The sequence below is a fragment of the Xanthobacter cornucopiae genome (genome assembly GCF_043195065.2).
Classification (GTDB): Bacteria; Pseudomonadota; Alphaproteobacteria; order Rhizobiales; family Xanthobacteraceae; genus Xanthobacter.
On sequence record NZ_CM195531.1, the window covers coordinates 1,841,554 to 1,859,297 of the forward strand.

Consider the following 17,744-nt stretch of genomic DNA (forward strand, 5'->3'; position numbering starts at 1 on the left):
CTTGGCTCGATCAACGAAAGAGAGAACCGCTGCACCGATGCCACCGCGCGCCGCAAGCCGCCGCGCCTCAGCCGCCCCCTTCAGGTCCAGCCAGGGGCTTCAAGGCGGCCAGCAGCGCCTCTTCGCTCACCTGCGCCATGGGCATCAGCACCTTCGCCGCCTCGGTGCGGCGGCCGGGGCGCATCACCAGCACCACCGTCTCGGCGCCGCCGCAGGCCGGATCGCCGCAGGAGATTTCCGACACCGACACCGTCGCCTCCTCCCCGAGGGCCAGCGCCTGGCGCACCCGATCGGCGAGGGCGCGGGCGGCATCCCGGCCGCCCTCCGCCTCGCCCCGCCGCCGCATGAACAAACGCATGGCACCCCTCCCGCCGTGGTTCCCGGCGTCTTGTGACCGCCGCGCGCGGCGGCAAGATGACCGCCCGGCGAACACCCGTCCGGCAACCGGTGGCGGCGGCGGTCAATCGTCCTCACTGTCGCCCTGGCCGAACAGGCGCCCCAGCCGCCGCAGGCCGCGCCGCAGCCGGCCCCCTTCCAGCCGCAGCACCGCCCAGGTGACGCGCCCGTCGTCCACGTCGCGCACCTCGATCAGGGCCCGGCCATAGGCGATGCGCATGCCCGGCGCCACCCGGTCGCTGGCGCGGTCGGCGAAGGCGTCGGCGATGGTGAGCGCCCATTCCTCCTGCGGCACCGGCAGGCCATAGAGCCCCGCCAGGTCGCCCAGCCGCACCTCGCCCACAAAGGGAAAGGCGGCCCCGTCGTCCGCGGCAATCGCCTCCTGCGGGCGGAACAGCCGGTCGAGCCCATGCACCCGCTGCGGCGGCGCCAGCACATAGGCATAGTCTCCCGCCGCCAGGGGGCCGGCCGCTTCCGGGGTCAAAGTCTGGCCGTCGCGCACCACCATCATCAGGCGCGTGCCCGCCGGCAGCGCGCCGCGCGCGGCCACCGGGGCGCCCTCCGCCACCGGGTAGGCCACCAGCTCCACCTCGAGCTGGCCTGGAAGATCGATCTCGAACCGCCGCACCGACGGCACCGGGTCCGCCAGGGCCACGCCGAGCCGCCGCGCCGCAGGCACCATGGTCCAGCCATGCAGCACCAGCGACACCAGCACCACCGCGAAGGCGACGTTGAAATAGACCTCCGCCCGCGGCAGGTGCGCCAGCATGGGAATGGTGGCGAGGAAGATCGACACCGCCCCCCGAAGGCCCGCCCAGGACACGAACGCCGTCTCGTCAATGCTGAAGCGGAACGGCAGCAGGCAGGCGAACACCGCCGCCGGCCGTCCCACCAGGATCAGGAACGCCGCCACCCCCAGCGCCGGCAGCGCGTATTCCAGAATCTTCTGGGGTGACACCAGCAGCCCCAGCATCACGAACATGACGATCTGGCACATCCAGGTCACGGCATTGAGGAAGCTGGTGATGGGCGCGATCGCCCGCACCGGCCGGTTGCCGAGGACCAGGCCCGCCAGGAACACCGCCAGAAAACCGGAGCCATGCGAAAGCGAGGTGATGGCGAACAGCAGCACTGCCGCCGCCACCGCCAGCACCGGATGCAGCCCCGCCGGCAGGTCCAGCCGGTTCATCAGGGCCGCCAGGATAGCGCCGCCCGCCACTCCGAACGCCGCCCCCACCACCAGCTCGCGCCCCACCCCCACCACCACCGCGAGGCCGGGATTTGACAAATCGGCGGACAGCATCTCCACCAGCAGCACTGTCAGGAACACCGCCGCCGGGTCGTTGGTGGCGGATTCGAGCTCGATCACCGCCCCCACCCGGCGGCCCAGGTGCAGCCCCTGGGCGTGCATCAGGAAGAACACCGCCGCGGCATCGGTGGAGGCGACGATGGCGCCCACCAGAAAGCCTTCGAGCAAGGACAGGCGCAGCAGCACGCTGGCCACCAGCCCCACCAGCACCGCCGTCAGCACCACGCCGGCCGTGGCAAGCGTCGCCGCCGGAGCCACGGCGCCGCGCAGGGCGCCGATCCGCATGCGCAGCCCGCCGTCGAACAGGATGACCGCCAACGCCGCCGACCCCACCATGTAGGTGGCCCAGTAGTCGTCGAAATGGATGCCGCCGGGCCCGCCCTCCCCGGCGAGCACGCCCACCAGCAGGAACAGAAGCAGGATCGGCGCGCCGAAGCGGGCCGCCAGCAGGCTCGACAGCGTGCCGGCCACGAGCAGTGCCGCCACCACCAGCAGCACCAGATTGGAAACGACCACCGACCCCATGCACCCTCGCCGCCCCGCTCCATCCCCTGGCCACGCACGCAAGCAACAGTAGCGCCACATCCCCCAACCGCGTAAGGTTCCCGGTGTTGCGGGAATCCATGGGCGATCTTGGGGGCACGCCAGACGCGTTCGTGAGGATTCTGACAGATGCCGTCTCGCGGCAAGGTGACTTGTTATCTCGTCATTCCCTTCGCCCTCGCGGCGGACGGCATGTGGGTGAAGGAAGCGGAGACGGTCTGCTTCGATTACGATCTCGCGATCGAGATCGCCGAGGCGGACAGCCAGTTCACGGCCGGGGTCGGCGTTTATCCGCTGGACCAGGACGGTGTTCGCTTGACCGCCCTGCCTGTAGCTTGGTACGGAGCCATCGAGCCGCCGACGGACAGCGCCCTGGTCGCGGCCTTCCCCCCGGCGAGCACCATAAGGGTGGACCACATTACCGGCCCCGCCCAGGCCGCGCTCCTGGCCGCCTTGCAAGTGCACTGAGACCAGCCATTATCCGCGCCAGACTTCGTTGAGGACCGGACCCTCGGCATCCATCCTGAGCCGCGTTGCCACGGCCGCAGGTGGCTGCCATCGCCCGGCGGGGACACGCCCGGACAGGGCGCGCGATGCGCATCTGAATCAAGATCGTGGCCACGCCGCCGCCTGCGGACCCGCGGGGCAGACTGCCGCCCGATGGCCGTCTCGCGAGAGAGGTTCCGTTGGCGCCAGGGGGCGCGGACCACCGAGCCATCGCGCGCCTGGAGCGATAGAGCCCAGCCGCGCACAGACCCTCAGGCCACCCTCGACACGTGCAGCCCGGGCCATCCTTGACGGCAGGCCCCGCCGCCCGCGCGACCAGCGCGGTCCGGTCCGCGCCGGGCCAGGGCGCGGCAGTCTCAGACGACCGTTCGGACCGGGCCATCCGCTTTTCGCATCCCGCCCGCGACAGGGCGAAAGCGCGGCTCGCCGCCCTCAGCCTGCGCCCCGATCACGGTGGGCAGGCCATGGCCGACGGCCGCGCGAGGCCGCAGTGGCCAGCCGCCGAACACCGCCGATCTTCAGCCATGGACCGGCGGCACGGCTCCCGGTCGACGTTCGCGTAGCGCCGGAACCTCTCCGCACCGCCAGCATCCCCAAGGGCGCGACGCGACAGGGCGAAGGCGCGCGGGTCATCGCAAAACCTGCGCGGCGCTTGCGCGGACCCGCCTGGCACCGGTCGAAGACCGGAGCCGATGGTATCAATAGTCCCACTGCGCGCCGATGCCGACCGAGGTATTGCCGTCCGCTCCGGTCGCCCCCTGCAGGCGGATGTTCTTGGTGATGTCCACATCCACCGTCACGGCGCTTGAATTGGGCGTCGTGCCCTGCCGCACGCCCATGTAGATGCGGTCGTTGATGCGCCGGCCCATGCCCACCTGGGCTCCGGTTCCGGCGGAGTTGGCGCCCACGTCCAGGCTGTCCACGCCCAGCGTCTTGCGCATCTGATTCATCACGCCGCCGCCGGAGGAAAACTGCGCCAGCGCCTGCGCCACCTGGAGCGTCTGCGCCGCGGTGAGCGAGCCGGCGGTGCGGCCGAACAGCAGCCGCGCCAGAACCTCGTCCTGCGGCAGGGTCGGCGTCGAGCTGAAGGTGATGTCCGGCTGCGAGGCCGGCCCGCTCACCAGGATGCGCGCGGTGATGTCATTGGCCGTGGTTTCGGCCACGAAGTCGAGATCGGGATCGGTGCTGCCGGTGAAGGTGATCTTGCCGCGGGTGAAGTTCAGCCGCCGGCCGAGCACGTCAAACTGGCCGCGCCGCATCTCGAAGCCGCCATCGGTCACCGGGGCGCTGCTGGTGCCGCTGACGTGGATCTGGCCACCCAGTTCCGCCTCCATGCCCATGCCGCGCACGAAGATGTTGTTGCGCGCGGCCACCGTCAGGTCGAGGCCAATGCCCCGGCTCGCCGCGCCACCGCGCTCGCGCGGCCGTGCCGGCGGCGCGGCCCGGGCCGCGTTGCGGCCGCGCGGATCGTTCACATGCTTCACGTTGAGCGCCTGGGCGCCACCGGGCAACCGCTCGGCGATGTTCACGTCCATGGCGCGGATATCGACGCGGCCGGTGACGCGTGGACCGTTGGTGAACTGCCCCTCCACCGCGATGCGGCCCTCGGTGACGAGGCGGATCAGCTCGCTGTTCACGAGGCCCGCATTCTGCATGGTCACCTCGATGCGGCCGGGGAAATTGGCCGCCGGGTCGAGGCCCACCGTGCCCCGCGCCGAGAGGCTGCCGCCGTTGGGGGTGCGGGCGGTGAGCGAATTCACGGTCACCGAGCGGTCAGTGCCGGCGATGACGCCCTCGATGCGGTCCAGGGTGATGCCGCTCACGCCGTCGCTGTAGCGCCCGCCGCTCAGGCGCACGGTGCCGCCGGCGCGGGGCTCCGCCGCGGTGCCGCGCACGGTGGCGTCGATGGTCGCGGTGCCGGTGAGCTGGCTGCCGAGGGCGGCCAAGGACGCATTGGCGATGCGCAGGTCGATGCCGCCGCGCACCGCAAGGTCGAGATCCCCTGCGCCCAGCGGTGCCGAGCCGTTGAGGGTGACATTCGACAGATGGGTGCCGGTGATGGTGGTCCGCGTCGTCACCCGGCCGCCGCCGAGGGCACCGGCGGTGCGAATGTCGAACGGTCCCGCGCCCGCCTTGGCCAGATCGGGTGTCGACAGCCGCGACACCTGGATGTCATAGGGCCCCTCCGGCCGGCTCGCCGGGCCGCTCAGCCGCGCGGTGCCGCTCACGGTGCCGGCGAGGCCGAGGCCGGGCGCGGCCAGTTCCGCCACCGCCAGCGGCAGGGCGCGCACCTCCAGCGACAGGTCGAGGGTGCTCCCGGCGCGGCCGGAGACCGCCACGCTGCCGCCCCGGCTGGCCAGGGCGAGCCGGTCAATGGTGACGTCGCCACCGGCGATGGTCAGGGTCGCTGGCGCCGAACTGGCGAGGGTGGTGCCGCCCCGCGCCACACTCAGGCGATCGAGCCGCACCCGGGAGGTGGAATCCTGGTGGTTGACCTGGGCGGCGGCGGCCACGGCGGCACCGTTCACCTGGGCATCGAGGGTAAGCGCGGTGCCCCGCCCCGCCCCGCGCGCCTGCAGGCTGGCGCGCGGAATGGACACGCCGGCCTCCACATTGGTGAGGGTCACGGTGCCGTCGAGCACCGGCTGGCCGGCGGGATCGACCACCGTCAGGTTCACGCGGGCGGCGCCCACGCTCTGGCCGGCGGCGCGCACGTTGTCGGCGGTGGCGTTCACCGCCACGCTCTGGCGACCGTCGGCGGCGGAAAGATCGACCCGCGCGTCGAGCCGGCCGGCCAATTCCGTCAGCGCCAGGGCCGACAGATCGGCGAGGTTGGCCGCCGCCACCGCGAGCTGGCCGCCGAACAGGCCGTCCGCGCCCCGCGCCACGCTGCCGCGCGCCGTCACCGAGCCGATGGCGAGGTCAAGATTGTCCAGCCGCGCCGCGCCGGCATCGGCCAGGGCAAAGGCGCCGCCGCCGGTGGCGGGCTTGCCGGCGATGCGGCCGTCCAGGGTGAAGCGGCCGGAGGGCAGGCCGGTGAGATCGCGGGCGTCGACACCAAGCGCCAACCCCTCGATCTTCTGTCCCATGGCGGCACCCTCGGGCACCGCGACGCGGGCGGCGACGGCGAGCGCATCCAGGCTGCCGGAGAATGCGGCGGATGTCTCCAGGCGACCGCTGAGGCGCGGTTCCACGCGCTTCAGGTCGTCAAGGGTGAGATTGGCCTTGAGATCGGCGACGCGGGTGGACAGCGTGCCGTCCACCTTCAGGTCGAGGCCGGTGGCCACCAGGGTCAGGTTGTCCACCGCGAAGGCGCTTTCGCCGGCGCGGGTCAGGGTGCCCGAGAGCCGGCTGGTGGCGCCGAACAGGCCATCCACGGCGGCGATGCCGGTCTTGATGCCCTCAGTGCCGCCGGACAGCTTCAAGGTGAGCTGGCGGAACGCATCGGCAGCCTTCACGTCCGCATCCAGCCGCGCGGTGCCGGCGAGCGGGCGCCCGGCCAGCGGACCGAAGGCGGCGAGATCGAGCCGCTCCAGCTGCAGCGTCCCGCTGGCGGCCGCGGCGCTGGCGGTGCCGGCGAAGCGGGCGGACAGGGCGGCGAGGCGGGCCGAGAAGCCGGTCAGCCGGGGGTCGCCCGTGGCGGGCTTCACGGCGGTGGCTGTCACCTGGGCGGTGTCGCCGAGCGCGCTCCGCACCTTGGCATCGGCGGCGGTCAGGCCGGAGGCGTTGGCCGTCAGGGCCACGGTGAGATCGCCGCCGTCCGGCGCGGTCTTCACCTCCGCCACCACGGTGCCGGCGCCATAGCCGGCGCCGGACAGGCCAGCCCCATCGAGGCGGGCGGACACGGCGGGGGTGGCGAGGGCGCCCTTCAGGCTGCCCTCCAGCTTCACGGATTTCCAGGCGACTCCCGGCGCCAGGGCGGCGAAGCGCTCCGGCTCGCCCGCCACCGCGCTGAAGGCAAGGTCCGAGCCGGTGCCAGCCGGGTCCACCTTGCCCTTGGCGGCAAAGCCGAAGCCCACCGCCCGCACACTCAGGTTTTCCACATCCAGCGGCCGTGCTTCTTCCAAGAGAACGGTCGCCGCGACCTCGGTGCGCTGCTCGAACAGGGGCGCCACCGGCTTGGGCAGCAGCCGCGACACATCGGCGTCGACGGCAAGGGTGAGGCGATGGCCGCCGCCCACCGCGCGCACCCCGGCGGCTCCGCTGAGCTGCGCCACGGTGCCGGCCGCGAGCGAGAATGTCCCGTCCCAGGCGTCGATGGGGCCTTTGCCGCTCACCCGCGCGTCCAGGGGCGGCAGGCCGTCCATGCCCGCGGCGCGGGCGGCAAGGCCCCCCGCCGGCTCGCTGGCGGCAATGTCCACATCCAGCATGCGAGTGTCGGGGGTGTAGTGGACCCGGCCCTTCACCGTGCCGGGCGCGTCCTTGCGATCCAGCGCGAAATCCGCCGCCAGGCCCTTGCCCGCGGCCATCAGGTCAGCCGAGGCGACCAGCGAGAGTTGCGCCGCATGCCCCAGCACCGGTGCGCCGATGGCAATGTCGTCCACCGCCAGCCGGCCGAGCCGCACCGGCATCATGAACGATGCGCCGCCGCTGCTGGCGGGCGCCGGCTCAGACGGTGGCAGTTCCGGCAGCCGCTCCACGGCGATCCGCTTGGCCTCAACCGCCTCCACATCGACCACGCCGGAGAGCAGCGCGAGCGGATGCCAGGACAGGCGCAGCGCCTCCACCTCCGCCACCGGCCCCTTGGCGTCGGCGACGGCGATCCGGCCGATGCTCATGTTCCACGGCACGCCGCCGCCAATGTCGGAGATCGACACCGTGAGCCCCGACACCGACGCCAGCGACGAGGCGATGCGGGCCAGCGCGCCCTTGCCGGGTCCGGTCTGCAGCGCCGCGAACAGCGCCACCAGCACCAGCAGCACACCAGCGAGGGTGTAGCCGATGCCCCGCAGGACGAGAGAGGAGATGCCGCGCGCCGCCATCAGAACGCCTGCCCCAAGCTGACATAGACGCCGTACGAGCCGTCGTCGGGTCCCGGATTGAGCGGAATGGCCAGGTCGAGCCGCAGCGGGCCGATGGCCGTGTAGTAGCGCAGGCCGATGCCGGCGGAGTATTTCATGCCGCTGAAATCGGGATATTCGGTCGCGAACGCCGAGCCCATGTCGAAGAACGGCACGATGCCGATGGTGTCGGTGACGCGCACGCGGAATTCCGCCGACGCCTCGAAGAAGCTGAGGCCGCCGATGATGACGCCGTAGGCGTTGCGCGGGCTGACCGACTGATAGTCGTAGCCGCGCAGGGAGCCGCCACCGCCGACATAGAAGCGCCGCTGCGCCGGCACGTCGTAGAGGTCGGCGCCGATGTAGCCGCCGGCCGCCACCCGACCGGCAATGATGTAGCGCTTTTCGTCGTCGAAGGCGTGGTAGGCCGACAGCGACCCCTTGGCCATCACCGGGCCCGCTCCGCTCTCGCCGAGATAGGCGAACGGCTCGATGGTGGCCGCCGCGCGGATACCGCGGGAGGCATCCAGCGGCGAATCCGTATTGTCGAAATTGAAATTCACCGGAACGCCGAAGATGAAGTAATCGCCCTTGCTGTCGGCGTCCTGCACCGTGGAGTTCTCGAAATCGAGGCCCACCTGGGCGGAGAACTGCTCGCTGAAGCGGCGGCGGATGCCGGTGACGGCGGTAAAGCCCTCCCGGACATAGGCGTTGGTCACCTCGCGCAGCACCGCCACTTCCGCCAGCAGGTCGTCCTGGGCGGTGATGATGCCCGGCTTGGTGAAGCTGGCCGCCAGCCGGTAGCCGAACGGATCGGCATCCGGCACCGCGTCCGACTTCTGGCCGAACCAGGACACGCTGGCGTCGAGGCGCAGGGTTTCGCCCCCCCCGAACAGGTTGCGGTGGCCCCAAAATCCGGTCAGCGACGAGCCATCGGTATTGGAATACTTGGCGGAAAAGCCGATATAGCGCGGGTCGCGCGGCGCCACTTCGATGGTGATGGGCAGTTCGCCGTTGGGCTTCAGCTGGTCCGCCTCGCGGATGCGCACCGAGCCGATGGCCTCGATCTTGGTGAGCCGCCGGCGCAGGGCCGCCAGCCGCTCCGGCGAGAACGGCTCGCCCGGCCGGATCTCGATGCGGTCCTCGATGAAGCCGGGGGTGAGGAAGCCGGCCCCCACCACGGTGAAATCCCCGAACGTGGCGGCGCGGCCGGTGGAGACCAGCAAGGTCACGTTCAGGCGGTGGCTCGCGTGGTCGGCCACCACCTGCTTGTCAGCCACCTTGGCGAAGGGATAGCCCATCTGCCGCCAGTGGTTCGACAACGAGGTCTCGGCGGCGACGATGGCGTCGGCGCGCGCCGGCTGGCCGGTCTCCATGCGCAGCGCGCGCTGGGTGGGCGCGTCCGCCAGCGGCCGGCGGGTGGCGGCATCCAGGATCTGCACCGTGCCGAAGGTGAACAGCGGGCCGGGGTCCACCACGATCTTGACCGGCACCGGCCCGCGGGCGCGGCTCGCCTCCACGATGTCGAAGATGTTGGCGGTGTCGAGGCGGTTGCCGGAGACGGTGATCTCCATGGTGCCGCCGTAATAGCCGTTGGCATAGAGCGCGGCGATGATGCGCTCGCGGTCGCCCATCACCCGGCGCACCAGGCCGGCGGCGCCGGAGGGCGGGCGCGCCTTCAGGCTCTCGAGGTTCGAGGCCTCCTTGATGGCGTCACGGATGGCGGTGTCGCCGCTCACCACCTCGATGTCGACCGTATAGGGCACGGCGTCGATGGCGGGGGTCTTCTCGGCCTCGCGATTCGGATTGAAGAAATTGAGGATGGGGTCGAAGAAGCCGGCGTCCTCCGCCCGCGCCGGCGCCACGCCGAGCGCGGCCACCGCGGCAGCCAGGGTCAGCGCGCGCAGGCCTGTGGTCTGAGGAAGTCTCGCCGGTCTCGCCATGTCCACTCGAAAGTCTAGAAACGGTCGCCCAGCCGGCATCGGCGGGATTTCGCAGTGCCGTATCCAGGGGAGATAACCGGCTCTTGCAGGGGACGCTACCGGCTGTCCGTAAATTTCACCTTAGGGTACCCCCTCCCCTCTCCTCCGCCAGCCCGCCGCGCACGCCTCGTTTCTGCTGCGCCGCACGCCGCGCAGTCTCGCATTGTTTCCCGGCGAAGGCGAGCCAAGCGCTTCGCGCCATTGGCGCGGCGCCAGCCCGCGCCGCCGGGCCGTGGCCATGGCCGCCACCCGTTCATGGAAAACTTACGCTGAGCGCATTTTTACCGTCGGCTCAGTCCGCCGATGGCCGCCGCGCGGCCCCGAACGCCAGCCGGCCGGCCGCCAGCGCCGCCCGGCGCGAGAACGCCACCGCCGCCGAGGCGCCGCCGCGCACCGGCGCGAGATGTCCTGTGCGCGGGGGCGGCAGGGGCCCGGCAGCGGCCTGCGCCGCGGCGCCGTCGCCCGCAGGGTCAGCCGCCTCCGGCCCGGGCCACAGGGTCTCGGCAAGACGGCAGCGCCAGTAGCCCCCCATGCGGGCGAGGCGCGACACCGGCCGCGTGCCCGCCGGCTCCAGGCCGAAGGGCCGCAGCAGACGGATGCGGTCGTCCCGATCGGTGATGGCGCGGCCGATCAGCTCGGCGCCGAGCACGGCATGGGCGAGCTCCTCACCCCCGATGGTGGCACAATACCAGACCCCCTTCTCGCCCTCCTGGACCAAGGGCATCGCCCGGCGGGTGGAGGCCAGCATCACGGCGCGCGCGGCCTCTCCGCTCGCGCCGGCCGGGTGGCCGCAGGCGGCGGCGTGGCGGCGCAGAACCCGGGTCGCGGCGGCGCGGCCACGCACCCAGGTGGCGGTTTCGGCGGCGATGGACAGATGATCCGCGTCCCAAGACCAGCGCCGGCCGGTGGTCCCCGCCTCCTCCACCAGGCCCGCATAGGCTGCGCCGGCCCCGGGCACATGGAAGCGGCCGCTCACCCACGGCATCGGCACGAGGCTCGGCGCCAGTTCCGGCACCAGCCGGCGCAGGGCAATGCCGCCGCTGAAGACGACCTGATAGGCGCGCACCTTCAGGTCCGGCGTCGTGAGGTACTTACGCAGCCCGCGCACGTCGGCCTCCAGGTCCGGGGCCGGCGGCAGCAGGGTGAGCCCGCCCTCGGCCGCCGCCGCGGCGAGCACGTCGCGAAAGGCCGCCGCGTCCACCCGGTGCGCCGGCACCCGCCCAAGCGCCAGGACGAAGGCATCCGTGCCCAGCAGCTCGCGGATGTCGGCGGCGGGCAGCAGGAGGCTGGTGTCGGGCGCGAGACGGGCCAGCGCCTCCTGCTCGGCGGCAAGCTGGGCGGCCGCATGGGGCCGGGCGACCATGAGCCGCCCCCTCGGCCCGAGGGCCACGCCCGCCTCCTGCGCCAGCAGCACGCCGCGCCGCGCCGCCTCGGCCGACAAGGCGAGCAGCTCGCCGGCATCGGCCCGGCCGACGCGGCCGAGCAGGTCCGGGGCGGACAGGCGGAAGCCCGGCGCCAGCGCCGAATCGATCTCCAGGGTGATGTCGTCGCCCGGCAGCGGGATCAGCACCACATCGCTCCCCCGCGCCGCCAGGTCGCAGGCAAGGAGGAGGCCGGCGGCGTCGGCGCCGACGATGCAGACATCGCAATCACGGGTGGCGATGAGGGCGGGCCGTCGTCCAGGCAACGGCGCGGGAGCGGGTGGCGGCAACGGTCTCGTCATGGCACCTCGCGGTCGGCGACAGCGGGATCAGCGGGCGACGGCTTGCGCATCCATGGCCCCCCGCGATCCGGGTCCGGGCGCCATGGACGGTCGCATGCGAAAGTCTGCCTCAATTCTCCACCAGCAGCTTTGAAAAAGCGTTTCCGCCGTTGCGGAATCCCGTCGCGCGGCCATGTGCTACCATCGGCCCCGCCTAATCACGCCTCCGCCCGCCGGCCGCGGGTTGCGGCGCAGCATCAGGCCCGGCATAAGTGGAGCGATTTTCAGCTATCGGTTTTGAAATGCGCCGTCTCATTTTGCTGCGTCACGCCAAGTCTGACTGGCCCGATGGAGTGGTCGACCAGGAACGCCCGCTGGCGCCCCGGGGCCGCAGCGCGGCGCCACGCATCGGCGCTTACATCGCCCAGCAGGGGCTCGGCGCCGACCGGGTGCTGGTCTCGCCGGCCCGGCGCACCCGGGAAACGTGGGAGCTGGTGTCGGGCAAGATGCCGCCGGTGCCGACCATGGCCAGCGAGCCCCGCCTCTATGACGCCAGCGCCGCCCGCCTGCTGGCGGTGGTGCGCGAGCAGCCCCGGCAGATCCACACCCTCATGCTGATCGGCCACAACCCCGGCATGGAGGACCTCGCCAGCACCCTGGTCGCCGGCGGGTCCGCGCCCGACCTTGAGCGCCTGTCGGAGAAGTTCCCCACCGGCGCGCTGGCGGTCATCGACCTGCCGGTGGACGACTGGTGCGCGGCAACCCCCGGCAGCGGGCGGCTCGACCGCTTCGTCGTGCCGCGCGACCTCGCGGGAGCCGCCTGACCGCCATGTTCGGCCTCACCCGCGCCATCGAGGACACGCGCATCGCGCTGCTCACCCTGGCCGACCGGGTGGAGGGCCTCGCTCATCCCACCCTGCGGCTGGGCGTGACCGGGCTGTCGCGGGCGGGCAAGACCATCTTCACCACGGCCCTGGTGCACGCGCTCATGCACGGCGGGCGGCTGCCGGTGTTCAGCGCCATGCAGTCGGGGCGCATCGCCCGCGCGACGCTGCAGCCCCAGCCCGACGACGCGGTGCCACGCTTCGCCTACGAGGCGCATCTCGACACCCTGGCCCGGGCACGGGACTGGCCCGGCTCCACCACGCGGGTCAGCGAGCTGCGCATCGCGGTGGACTACGCCGGCGCGCGCGGTCCGCGCACCCTCACCCTGGACCTGGTGGATTATCCCGGCGAATGGCTGCTCGACCTGCCGCTGCTCGACATGAGCTACGCCGATTTCGCCCGCCAGAGCCTGGCCCTGGCCCGCGCCCCCGCCCGCGCCGCAGTGGCGGGGCCCTATCTGGCGGCGGTCGCCGCCCACCCCGCCGACGCCGTGGCCGAGGAGGCCCATGCGCGCGAGCTGGCGGCCCTGTTCACCACCTATCTCGCCGCCTGCCGCACCGAGAAGCTGGCCATGAGCCTGCTGCCGCCCGGCCGCTTCCTCATGCCCGGCGACCTCGAAGGCTCCCCGGCCCTCACCTTCGCCCCCATCGACCCACCGACCGAAGGCGGGCCAAGGAGCGGCGCCGGCAGGGCCGCCTCCCTCGGCGCCATGATGGAACGGCGGTTCGAGGCCTATAAGAGCGCCGTGGTGCGCCCCTTCTTCCGCACCCATTTCGCCCGGCTGGACCGGCAGATCGTGTTGGTGGACGCGCTCTCGGCGCTGAACGCCGGGCCGGCGGCCCTCGCCGACCTGGAACGGGCACTGGACGGCATCCTGGCCGCCTTCCGCACCGGCCGCAACAGCCTCGCCAGCGCCCTGTTCCGGCCGCGCATCGACAAGGTGCTGTTCGCCGCCACCAAGGCCGACCACCTGCACCAGTCCAGCCACGACCGGCTGGAAGCCATCCTCGCGCGCCTCGTGGAGCGGGCGCGGGAGCGCGCCCACGAGCACGGCGCCACCCTGGACGTGGTGGCCCTGGCCGCCATCCGCGCCACCCGCGAAGCCCGGGTCCGCCGCGACGGGGAGGAACTGGCCGCCATCGTCGGCACGCCGGAGGCGGGCCAGCAGGCCGGCGGCCACGTGTTCGACGGCGCGGAGGAGGTGGCCGTGTTCCCCGGCGATCTGCCGGCCGACCCCGACACCCTGTTCGATCCCTCGGGCACCGGCTTTCGCGGCCTCGCCTCCGCCCATGCGGACGAAGCCGATTTCCGCTTCCTGAAGTTCCGTCCGCCGGCCGGCATTGGCGACGCGAGCCCCATTCCCCATATCCGCCTCGACCGGGCGCTCGAATTCCTGCTGGGCGACCGGCTGGCATAACGCCCCTGGACCATCCGGCGCCGATTTCGGGCTGCGTCCCGGCGACCGCAGGGAGACCACATGACCGACGACCGCGTGAGCCCGCAGCGTCCCCCGCGCCGGCCGCAGGTGTTCAAGCTCGACGAAAGCGACATCACCCTGGCGCCGCCGGAGCCGGCGGAACCGGAGCTGCCACCGCTGGACCCGGCGTCCGCCGCCGCGCCGCGCCGCAGCCGGCTGTCCCGCCTCGGGCTGACCCTTGGGGGATTGTTCTGGACCGCCGCCGGCGGCGTCGCCAGCCTCGCGCTCTATGTGGGGCTGAGCCGGCTCGTCACCGACCTCTACACCCAGTCGCCGGTGCTCGGCGCGGTGGGGCTCGGCCTCGCCGTGGTTCTGGTGCTGACCGGCGCGGTTCTCATCGGCCGCGAGCTCGGCGGGCTGGCGCGCCTCGCCCATCTCGATCATGTGCGCGGCCGGGCGGCCGACGCCCTCGCCCGGGACGACCGGGCCCTGGCCGAGGCGGTGGCCCGCGACCTGCTGCGCATCACCGCCGAGCAGCCGAGCCTCGCCCGCGCCCGCGCCGACCTCAAGAGCCACATGGACGGCATTATCGACGGCGCCGACCTGGTCCGGCTCACCGAGCGCACCCTGCTGGCGGCCCTCGACGCCCGCGCCCGGCAAATGGTGTCGGAGGCGGCCAAGAACGTGTCGGTGGTCACGGCGGTGTCGCCCCGGGCGCTGGTGGACCTCGCCTTCGTGCTCTACACCGCGATCTCGCTGATGCGGCGGCTGGCGCAGCTCTACGGCGGACGGCCCGGCGCCCTCGGCATGGTGCGGCTGGTGCGGCATGTGCTCGGGCACCTTGCCATCACCGGCGGCATGGCGGCCGGCGACACGCTGGTGCAGCAGATCATCGGCCAGGGGCTGGCGGCGCGGCTCTCCGCCAAGCTCGGCGAGGGCGTGGTCAACGGCCTGCTCACCGCCCGGCTGGGCCTGGCAGCCATCGCCGTCACCCGCCCCCTGCCCTTCGCCGCGCTGCCGGCGCCGCGCCTCGCCGATGTCGCGACCGGCCTGCTGCGCAAGGCCGAGGCGGAGGAGGCCGACGCCTCACGCCGGTAGCAGGTGCGCGGGCAGCGCGTCGAGCCGGTACCGGATCGGCCGGTTGCGCGCCAGCGTCTCCACCGTAGGCCAGCCCACCAGCGCCGACAGCAGGGCGATCAGGCCGGCCGTGGTCCATTGCGCCTCGGCCAAAGCGAAGGCCACCACCGCCAGCAGCCCCAGCCCCGCCAGCGCGCCCAGCGCCACCATCAGCCCCCACCGCAGGCGGCCATAGCCGCCCTGGCAGGCCACCGGCACACCGGCCGCGGCAACGGCGCCATGCAGCGCGCGGACGAAGCGGGCATAGTCCGGCCCCTGGTCCCGCACCGCCGTCAGCGAGGTGCGGGAGGCGGAGGCGGCGACGAGGCGCGAGCCCTCCCGTCCCAGGATCTCCAGCTCGAAGGTAGCGGCGGCGAACTTGGCGGGCTGGAAGCGCAGATGCAGCCGCGCGATGTCGGCCAGCCGCAGCCGGCCTTCGCGCGGACCGACCAGCCAGCCCAGCGCGTCATCCTCGAGGGTCAGCCGCACGCCGGCGCCCCCCAGGCGGGGATGATAGGAATAAGTGAGGGCTTGGGACGGATCGGGCATGGGTCCTCGCTGCGCCTTCCTGTGTCGGCGAAGGCGCCATCGGGCGCAAGGGCATCCGGCCCGCCGCATTCGCGTGCGCCGGCCGCGACCTCGGGTCGCCGGCCCGGTCTTTGAAACGACGACGCCGCGCCCATGGGGGCGCGGCGTCGCGAAATGCAGACGCGAAGCGTCAGGAGCGCGCCTTCACATAACGTCCGGGCGCATCCTCGATGGGGGTAAGCCGGCCGCCGCCGATCTCGCGCGCCGGCACCTCGTCGGCATGCCAGGAGCTGAACCAGTTGAGCCAGTCCGGCCACCACGAGCCCTTCTGCTCGCGCGCCCCCTGGAGCCACAGGTCGTAATCGGGACCGATGGGACCATCGGACCAATATTGATACTTCATCCGCACCGGCGGGTTGACCACGCCGGCGATGTGGCCGGAACCGGCCAGCACGTAGCGCACCGGGCCCGACAGCAGGTTCGCGCCCACATAGACCGACTTCGGCGGAGCGATATGGTCTTCCCGCGTCGCCAGCGAATAGACCGGCACCGACACCTTATGCATGTCGAGCTTCACCCCGGCGAGCTCGGCCTTGCCCTTGGCGATGTTGTTGGAGAGGTAGCAGTTGCGCAGGTAGTAGGAATGGTTCGCCGCCGGCATGCGGGTGGAATCCGCGTTCCAGAACAGCAGGTCGAACGGGAACGGCGCCTTCCCCTTCATATAGTTGTTCACCACATAGGGCCAGATCAGGTCATTGGAGCGCAGCAGGTTGAAGGCCGCCGCCATCTTGCTGCCCTCCAGATAGCCCATCTCCTTCATCTTGCGTTCGATGACCTCGATCTGGGCCTCATCCACGAACACCTTCAGGTCGCCCGCGTGGGTGAAGTCGATCTGGGTGGTGAGGAAGGTGGTGGAGGCGATGCGGTCGTCGCCGGTCTCCGCCATGTAGGCCAGGGTCGCGGCCAGCAGGGTGCCGCCCACGCAATAGCCCATGGTGTGCACGCGCCGCTCGCCGGAGGCGATGGCCACGGTGTCGAGCGCGGCCATGATGCCGTCGCGCATGTAGTCGTCGAAGCCCTTGGCGGCGAGACGCTGGTCGGGATTGACCCAGGAGATGACGAACACCGTCAGCCCCTGGTCCACCAGCCACTTGACCAGCGACTTCTCGGGCGTGAGGTCGAGGATGTAGAACTTGTTGATCCACGGCGGAACGATCAGCACCGGCGTCTTCTTCACGCTGGCGGTGGTCGGCGCGTACTGGATGAGCTGCATCAGCTCATTCTCATAGATCACCTTGCCGGGCGTCAGCGCCAGATTGCGCCCCAGCTCGAACGCGGTCATGTCGGTCTGGCGGATCTTCAGCGAGCCGCCGCCCTCCACCAGATCCTCGGTGAGGTTGCGCATGCCCTTCACCAGGTTTTCCCCGGACGAGGACATGGTCTCGCGGATCAGCTCCGGATTGGTGAGCACGAAATTCGACGGCGAGACCGCATTGGAGATCTGCTTGACCAGGAACTCCGCCTTGTGCCGAACGTGGGGATCGAGGCCCTCGGCCTCCTTCACCATGTCGTCGGCCCAGTTGGAAGTGACCAGATAGGCCTGCTTCAGGGCGTCGAAGATGGGGCTCTCGCGCCAGCCCTCGTCCTTGAAGCGGGCGTCCTTGGGATCGGGCTTGGCGACCGGCTCCACGGCCTCGCCCGCCAGCTTCTTCATGGTGTTGGCCCAGACCGAGAGGTAGCCGCCCATGAGCCGGGTCTGCGCTTCCACCGTGCGCTTGGGGTCGGCCATCCAGTATTCGGCCACGTGGCTCACGGTCTTGAGCGCGTCGGCGATGTCGTCGGCCATGTCATCGGCCTTCTTGCCGGCCTCGCGCGGCGCCAGATAGGCCGCCACCGCCTTGCCGCTCTCCTCCACCAGCTGGGCGAGGTTGTGGGCGAAGGTCTCGACATTGAGGCTCCGGGGCTCCTCGGCGCCGGGCGCTGCCTTCGCGGCCGCGGGCGGCGCGGCCGCGGGCGCGCTTTCGACCGGCTGCGCGGGCGTGGCCACCGGGGAGCTCGGCTCCGGCGGTGGTGCGAACGGGGCAGCGGAAGTGGTCATGGCACGCTCCTTAAGGCTCAATCCCTGAATTGCAGCCGTTGGGTGAATGTCGTGGACGCCGGCGGACGGCGGTTGAACCGGCCCGTCGGGCGGTCCCTCGGCGGCGCCGGCGGACGGCGGCGCATGTGCGGGCGGACTTTCGATTCTGGGCGTTCCCTCGACTGCGGACATTCCGCCATCCCCTTATCGCGCTCCGCTTTTTGTGCGGACTTTGGCGTCGCTTGTTTCGCGTTTCCCAATTTGCGCATATTAGCGGACGAA

General features: G+C 71.9%; 11 protein-coding genes. 4 read left to right on the plus strand and 7 right to left on the minus strand.

Annotated elements, in window-relative coordinates; translation table 11 throughout:
* Positions 1-67 precede the first annotated feature (67 nt).
* Positions 68-358 carry a hypothetical protein gene (locus V5F53_RS08230; RefSeq protein WP_393997120.1) on the minus strand — a complete coding sequence of 97 codons (291 nt, stop codon included), beginning with the start codon at positions 356-358 and terminating at the stop codon, positions 68-70.
* A 102-nt stretch (positions 359-460) separates the two neighbouring features.
* Positions 461-2,230, minus strand: a complete 1,770-nt coding sequence (locus V5F53_RS08235; RefSeq protein WP_393997121.1) for a potassium/proton antiporter — start codon at positions 2,228-2,230, stop codon at positions 461-463.
* Between the two features lie 147 nt (positions 2,231-2,377).
* Here V5F53_RS08235 and V5F53_RS08240 point away from each other — a divergent pair, with 147 nt between their 5' ends.
* Complete coding sequence (locus V5F53_RS08240) at positions 2,378-2,716, plus strand: hypothetical protein (protein WP_393997122.1); 339 nt, start codon at positions 2,378-2,380, stop codon at positions 2,714-2,716.
* A gap of 737 nt (positions 2,717-3,453) precedes the next feature.
* Here V5F53_RS08240 and V5F53_RS08245 read toward each other — a convergent pair.
* The 3 genes from V5F53_RS08245 to V5F53_RS08255 form a co-directional block, all read right to left on the minus strand.
* Positions 3,454-7,737 carry a translocation/assembly module TamB domain-containing protein gene (locus V5F53_RS08245; RefSeq protein WP_393997123.1) on the minus strand — a complete coding sequence of 1,428 codons (4,284 nt, stop codon included), beginning with the start codon at positions 7,735-7,737 and terminating at the stop codon, positions 3,454-3,456.
* A complete protein-coding gene (locus V5F53_RS08250; protein ID WP_393997124.1) occupies positions 7,737-9,698 on the minus strand; it encodes an autotransporter assembly complex protein TamA in 1,962 nt (653 codons plus the stop codon). The genes V5F53_RS08245 and V5F53_RS08250 overlap by 1 nt, the downstream gene beginning before the upstream one ends.
* A gap of 331 nt (positions 9,699-10,029) precedes the next feature.
* Positions 10,030-11,460 (minus strand): FAD-dependent oxidoreductase, encoded by a 1,431-nt coding sequence (locus V5F53_RS08255; RefSeq protein ID WP_393997125.1) that lies wholly within the window; start codon positions 11,458-11,460, stop codon positions 10,030-10,032.
* A gap of 281 nt (positions 11,461-11,741) precedes the next feature.
* Between V5F53_RS08255 and V5F53_RS08260 the strand changes: the two genes are divergently transcribed.
* The 3 genes from V5F53_RS08260 to V5F53_RS08270 are packed head-to-tail and all read left to right on the plus strand — an operon-like array spanning position 11,742 to position 14,839.
* Positions 11,742-12,263, plus strand: coding sequence for a SixA phosphatase family protein (locus V5F53_RS08260; protein WP_393997126.1), 522 nt, complete (start codon positions 11,742-11,744; stop codon positions 12,261-12,263).
* Between the two features lie 5 nt (positions 12,264-12,268).
* Entirely contained in the window at positions 12,269-13,741 is a 1,473-nt protein-coding gene (locus V5F53_RS08265; protein WP_393997127.1) for a YcjX family GTP-binding protein, read from the plus strand.
* A 60-nt stretch (positions 13,742-13,801) separates the two neighbouring features.
* Positions 13,802-14,839: a YcjF family protein gene (locus V5F53_RS08270; protein WP_393997128.1), complete on the plus strand. Its 1,038-nt coding sequence runs from the start codon at positions 13,802-13,804 to the stop codon at positions 14,837-14,839.
* Here V5F53_RS08270 and V5F53_RS08275 read toward each other — a convergent pair.
* Together V5F53_RS08275 and phaC are read right to left on the minus strand one after the other, a co-directional pair.
* Positions 14,828-15,406 (minus strand): hypothetical protein, encoded by a 579-nt coding sequence (locus V5F53_RS08275; RefSeq protein WP_393997129.1) that lies wholly within the window; start codon positions 15,404-15,406, stop codon positions 14,828-14,830. The genes V5F53_RS08270 and V5F53_RS08275 overlap by 12 nt on opposite strands.
* 169 nt (positions 15,407-15,575) lie before the next feature.
* Entirely contained in the window at positions 15,576-17,483 is a 1,908-nt protein-coding gene (phaC, locus tag V5F53_RS08280) for a class I poly(R)-hydroxyalkanoic acid synthase (RefSeq protein ID WP_393997130.1), read from the minus strand.
* Positions 17,484-17,744 lie beyond the last annotated feature (261 nt).

Bases quoted from the DNA above. Each gene is read 5' to 3' on its own strand.
- V5F53_RS08230 (WP_393997120.1), bottom strand. From the start codon at position 358: ATGCGTTTGTTCATGCGGCGGCGGGGCGAGGCGGAGGGCGGCCGGGAT.
- V5F53_RS08235 (WP_393997121.1), bottom strand. From the start codon at position 2,230: ATGGGGTCGGTGGTCGTTTCCAATCTGGTGCTGCTGGTGGTGGCGGCA.
- V5F53_RS08240 (WP_393997122.1), top strand. From the start codon at position 2,378: ATGCCGTCTCGCGGCAAGGTGACTTGTTATCTCGTCATTCCCTTCGCC.
- V5F53_RS08245 (WP_393997123.1), bottom strand. From the start codon at position 7,737: ATGGCGGCGCGCGGCATCTCCTCTCTCGTCCTGCGGGGCATCGGCTAC.
- V5F53_RS08250 (WP_393997124.1), bottom strand. From the start codon at position 9,698: ATGGCGAGACCGGCGAGACTTCCTCAGACCACAGGCCTGCGCGCGCTG.
- V5F53_RS08255 (WP_393997125.1), bottom strand. From the start codon at position 11,460: ATGACGAGACCGTTGCCGCCACCCGCTCCCGCGCCGTTGCCTGGACGA.
- V5F53_RS08260 (WP_393997126.1), top strand. From the start codon at position 11,742: ATGCGCCGTCTCATTTTGCTGCGTCACGCCAAGTCTGACTGGCCCGAT.
- V5F53_RS08265 (WP_393997127.1), top strand. From the start codon at position 12,269: ATGTTCGGCCTCACCCGCGCCATCGAGGACACGCGCATCGCGCTGCTC.
- V5F53_RS08270 (WP_393997128.1), top strand. From the start codon at position 13,802: ATGACCGACGACCGCGTGAGCCCGCAGCGTCCCCCGCGCCGGCCGCAG.
- V5F53_RS08275 (WP_393997129.1), bottom strand. From the start codon at position 15,406: ATGCCCGATCCGTCCCAAGCCCTCACTTATTCCTATCATCCCCGCCTG.
- phaC (WP_393997130.1), bottom strand. From the start codon at position 17,483: ATGACCACTTCCGCTGCCCCGTTCGCACCACCGCCGGAGCCGAGCTCC.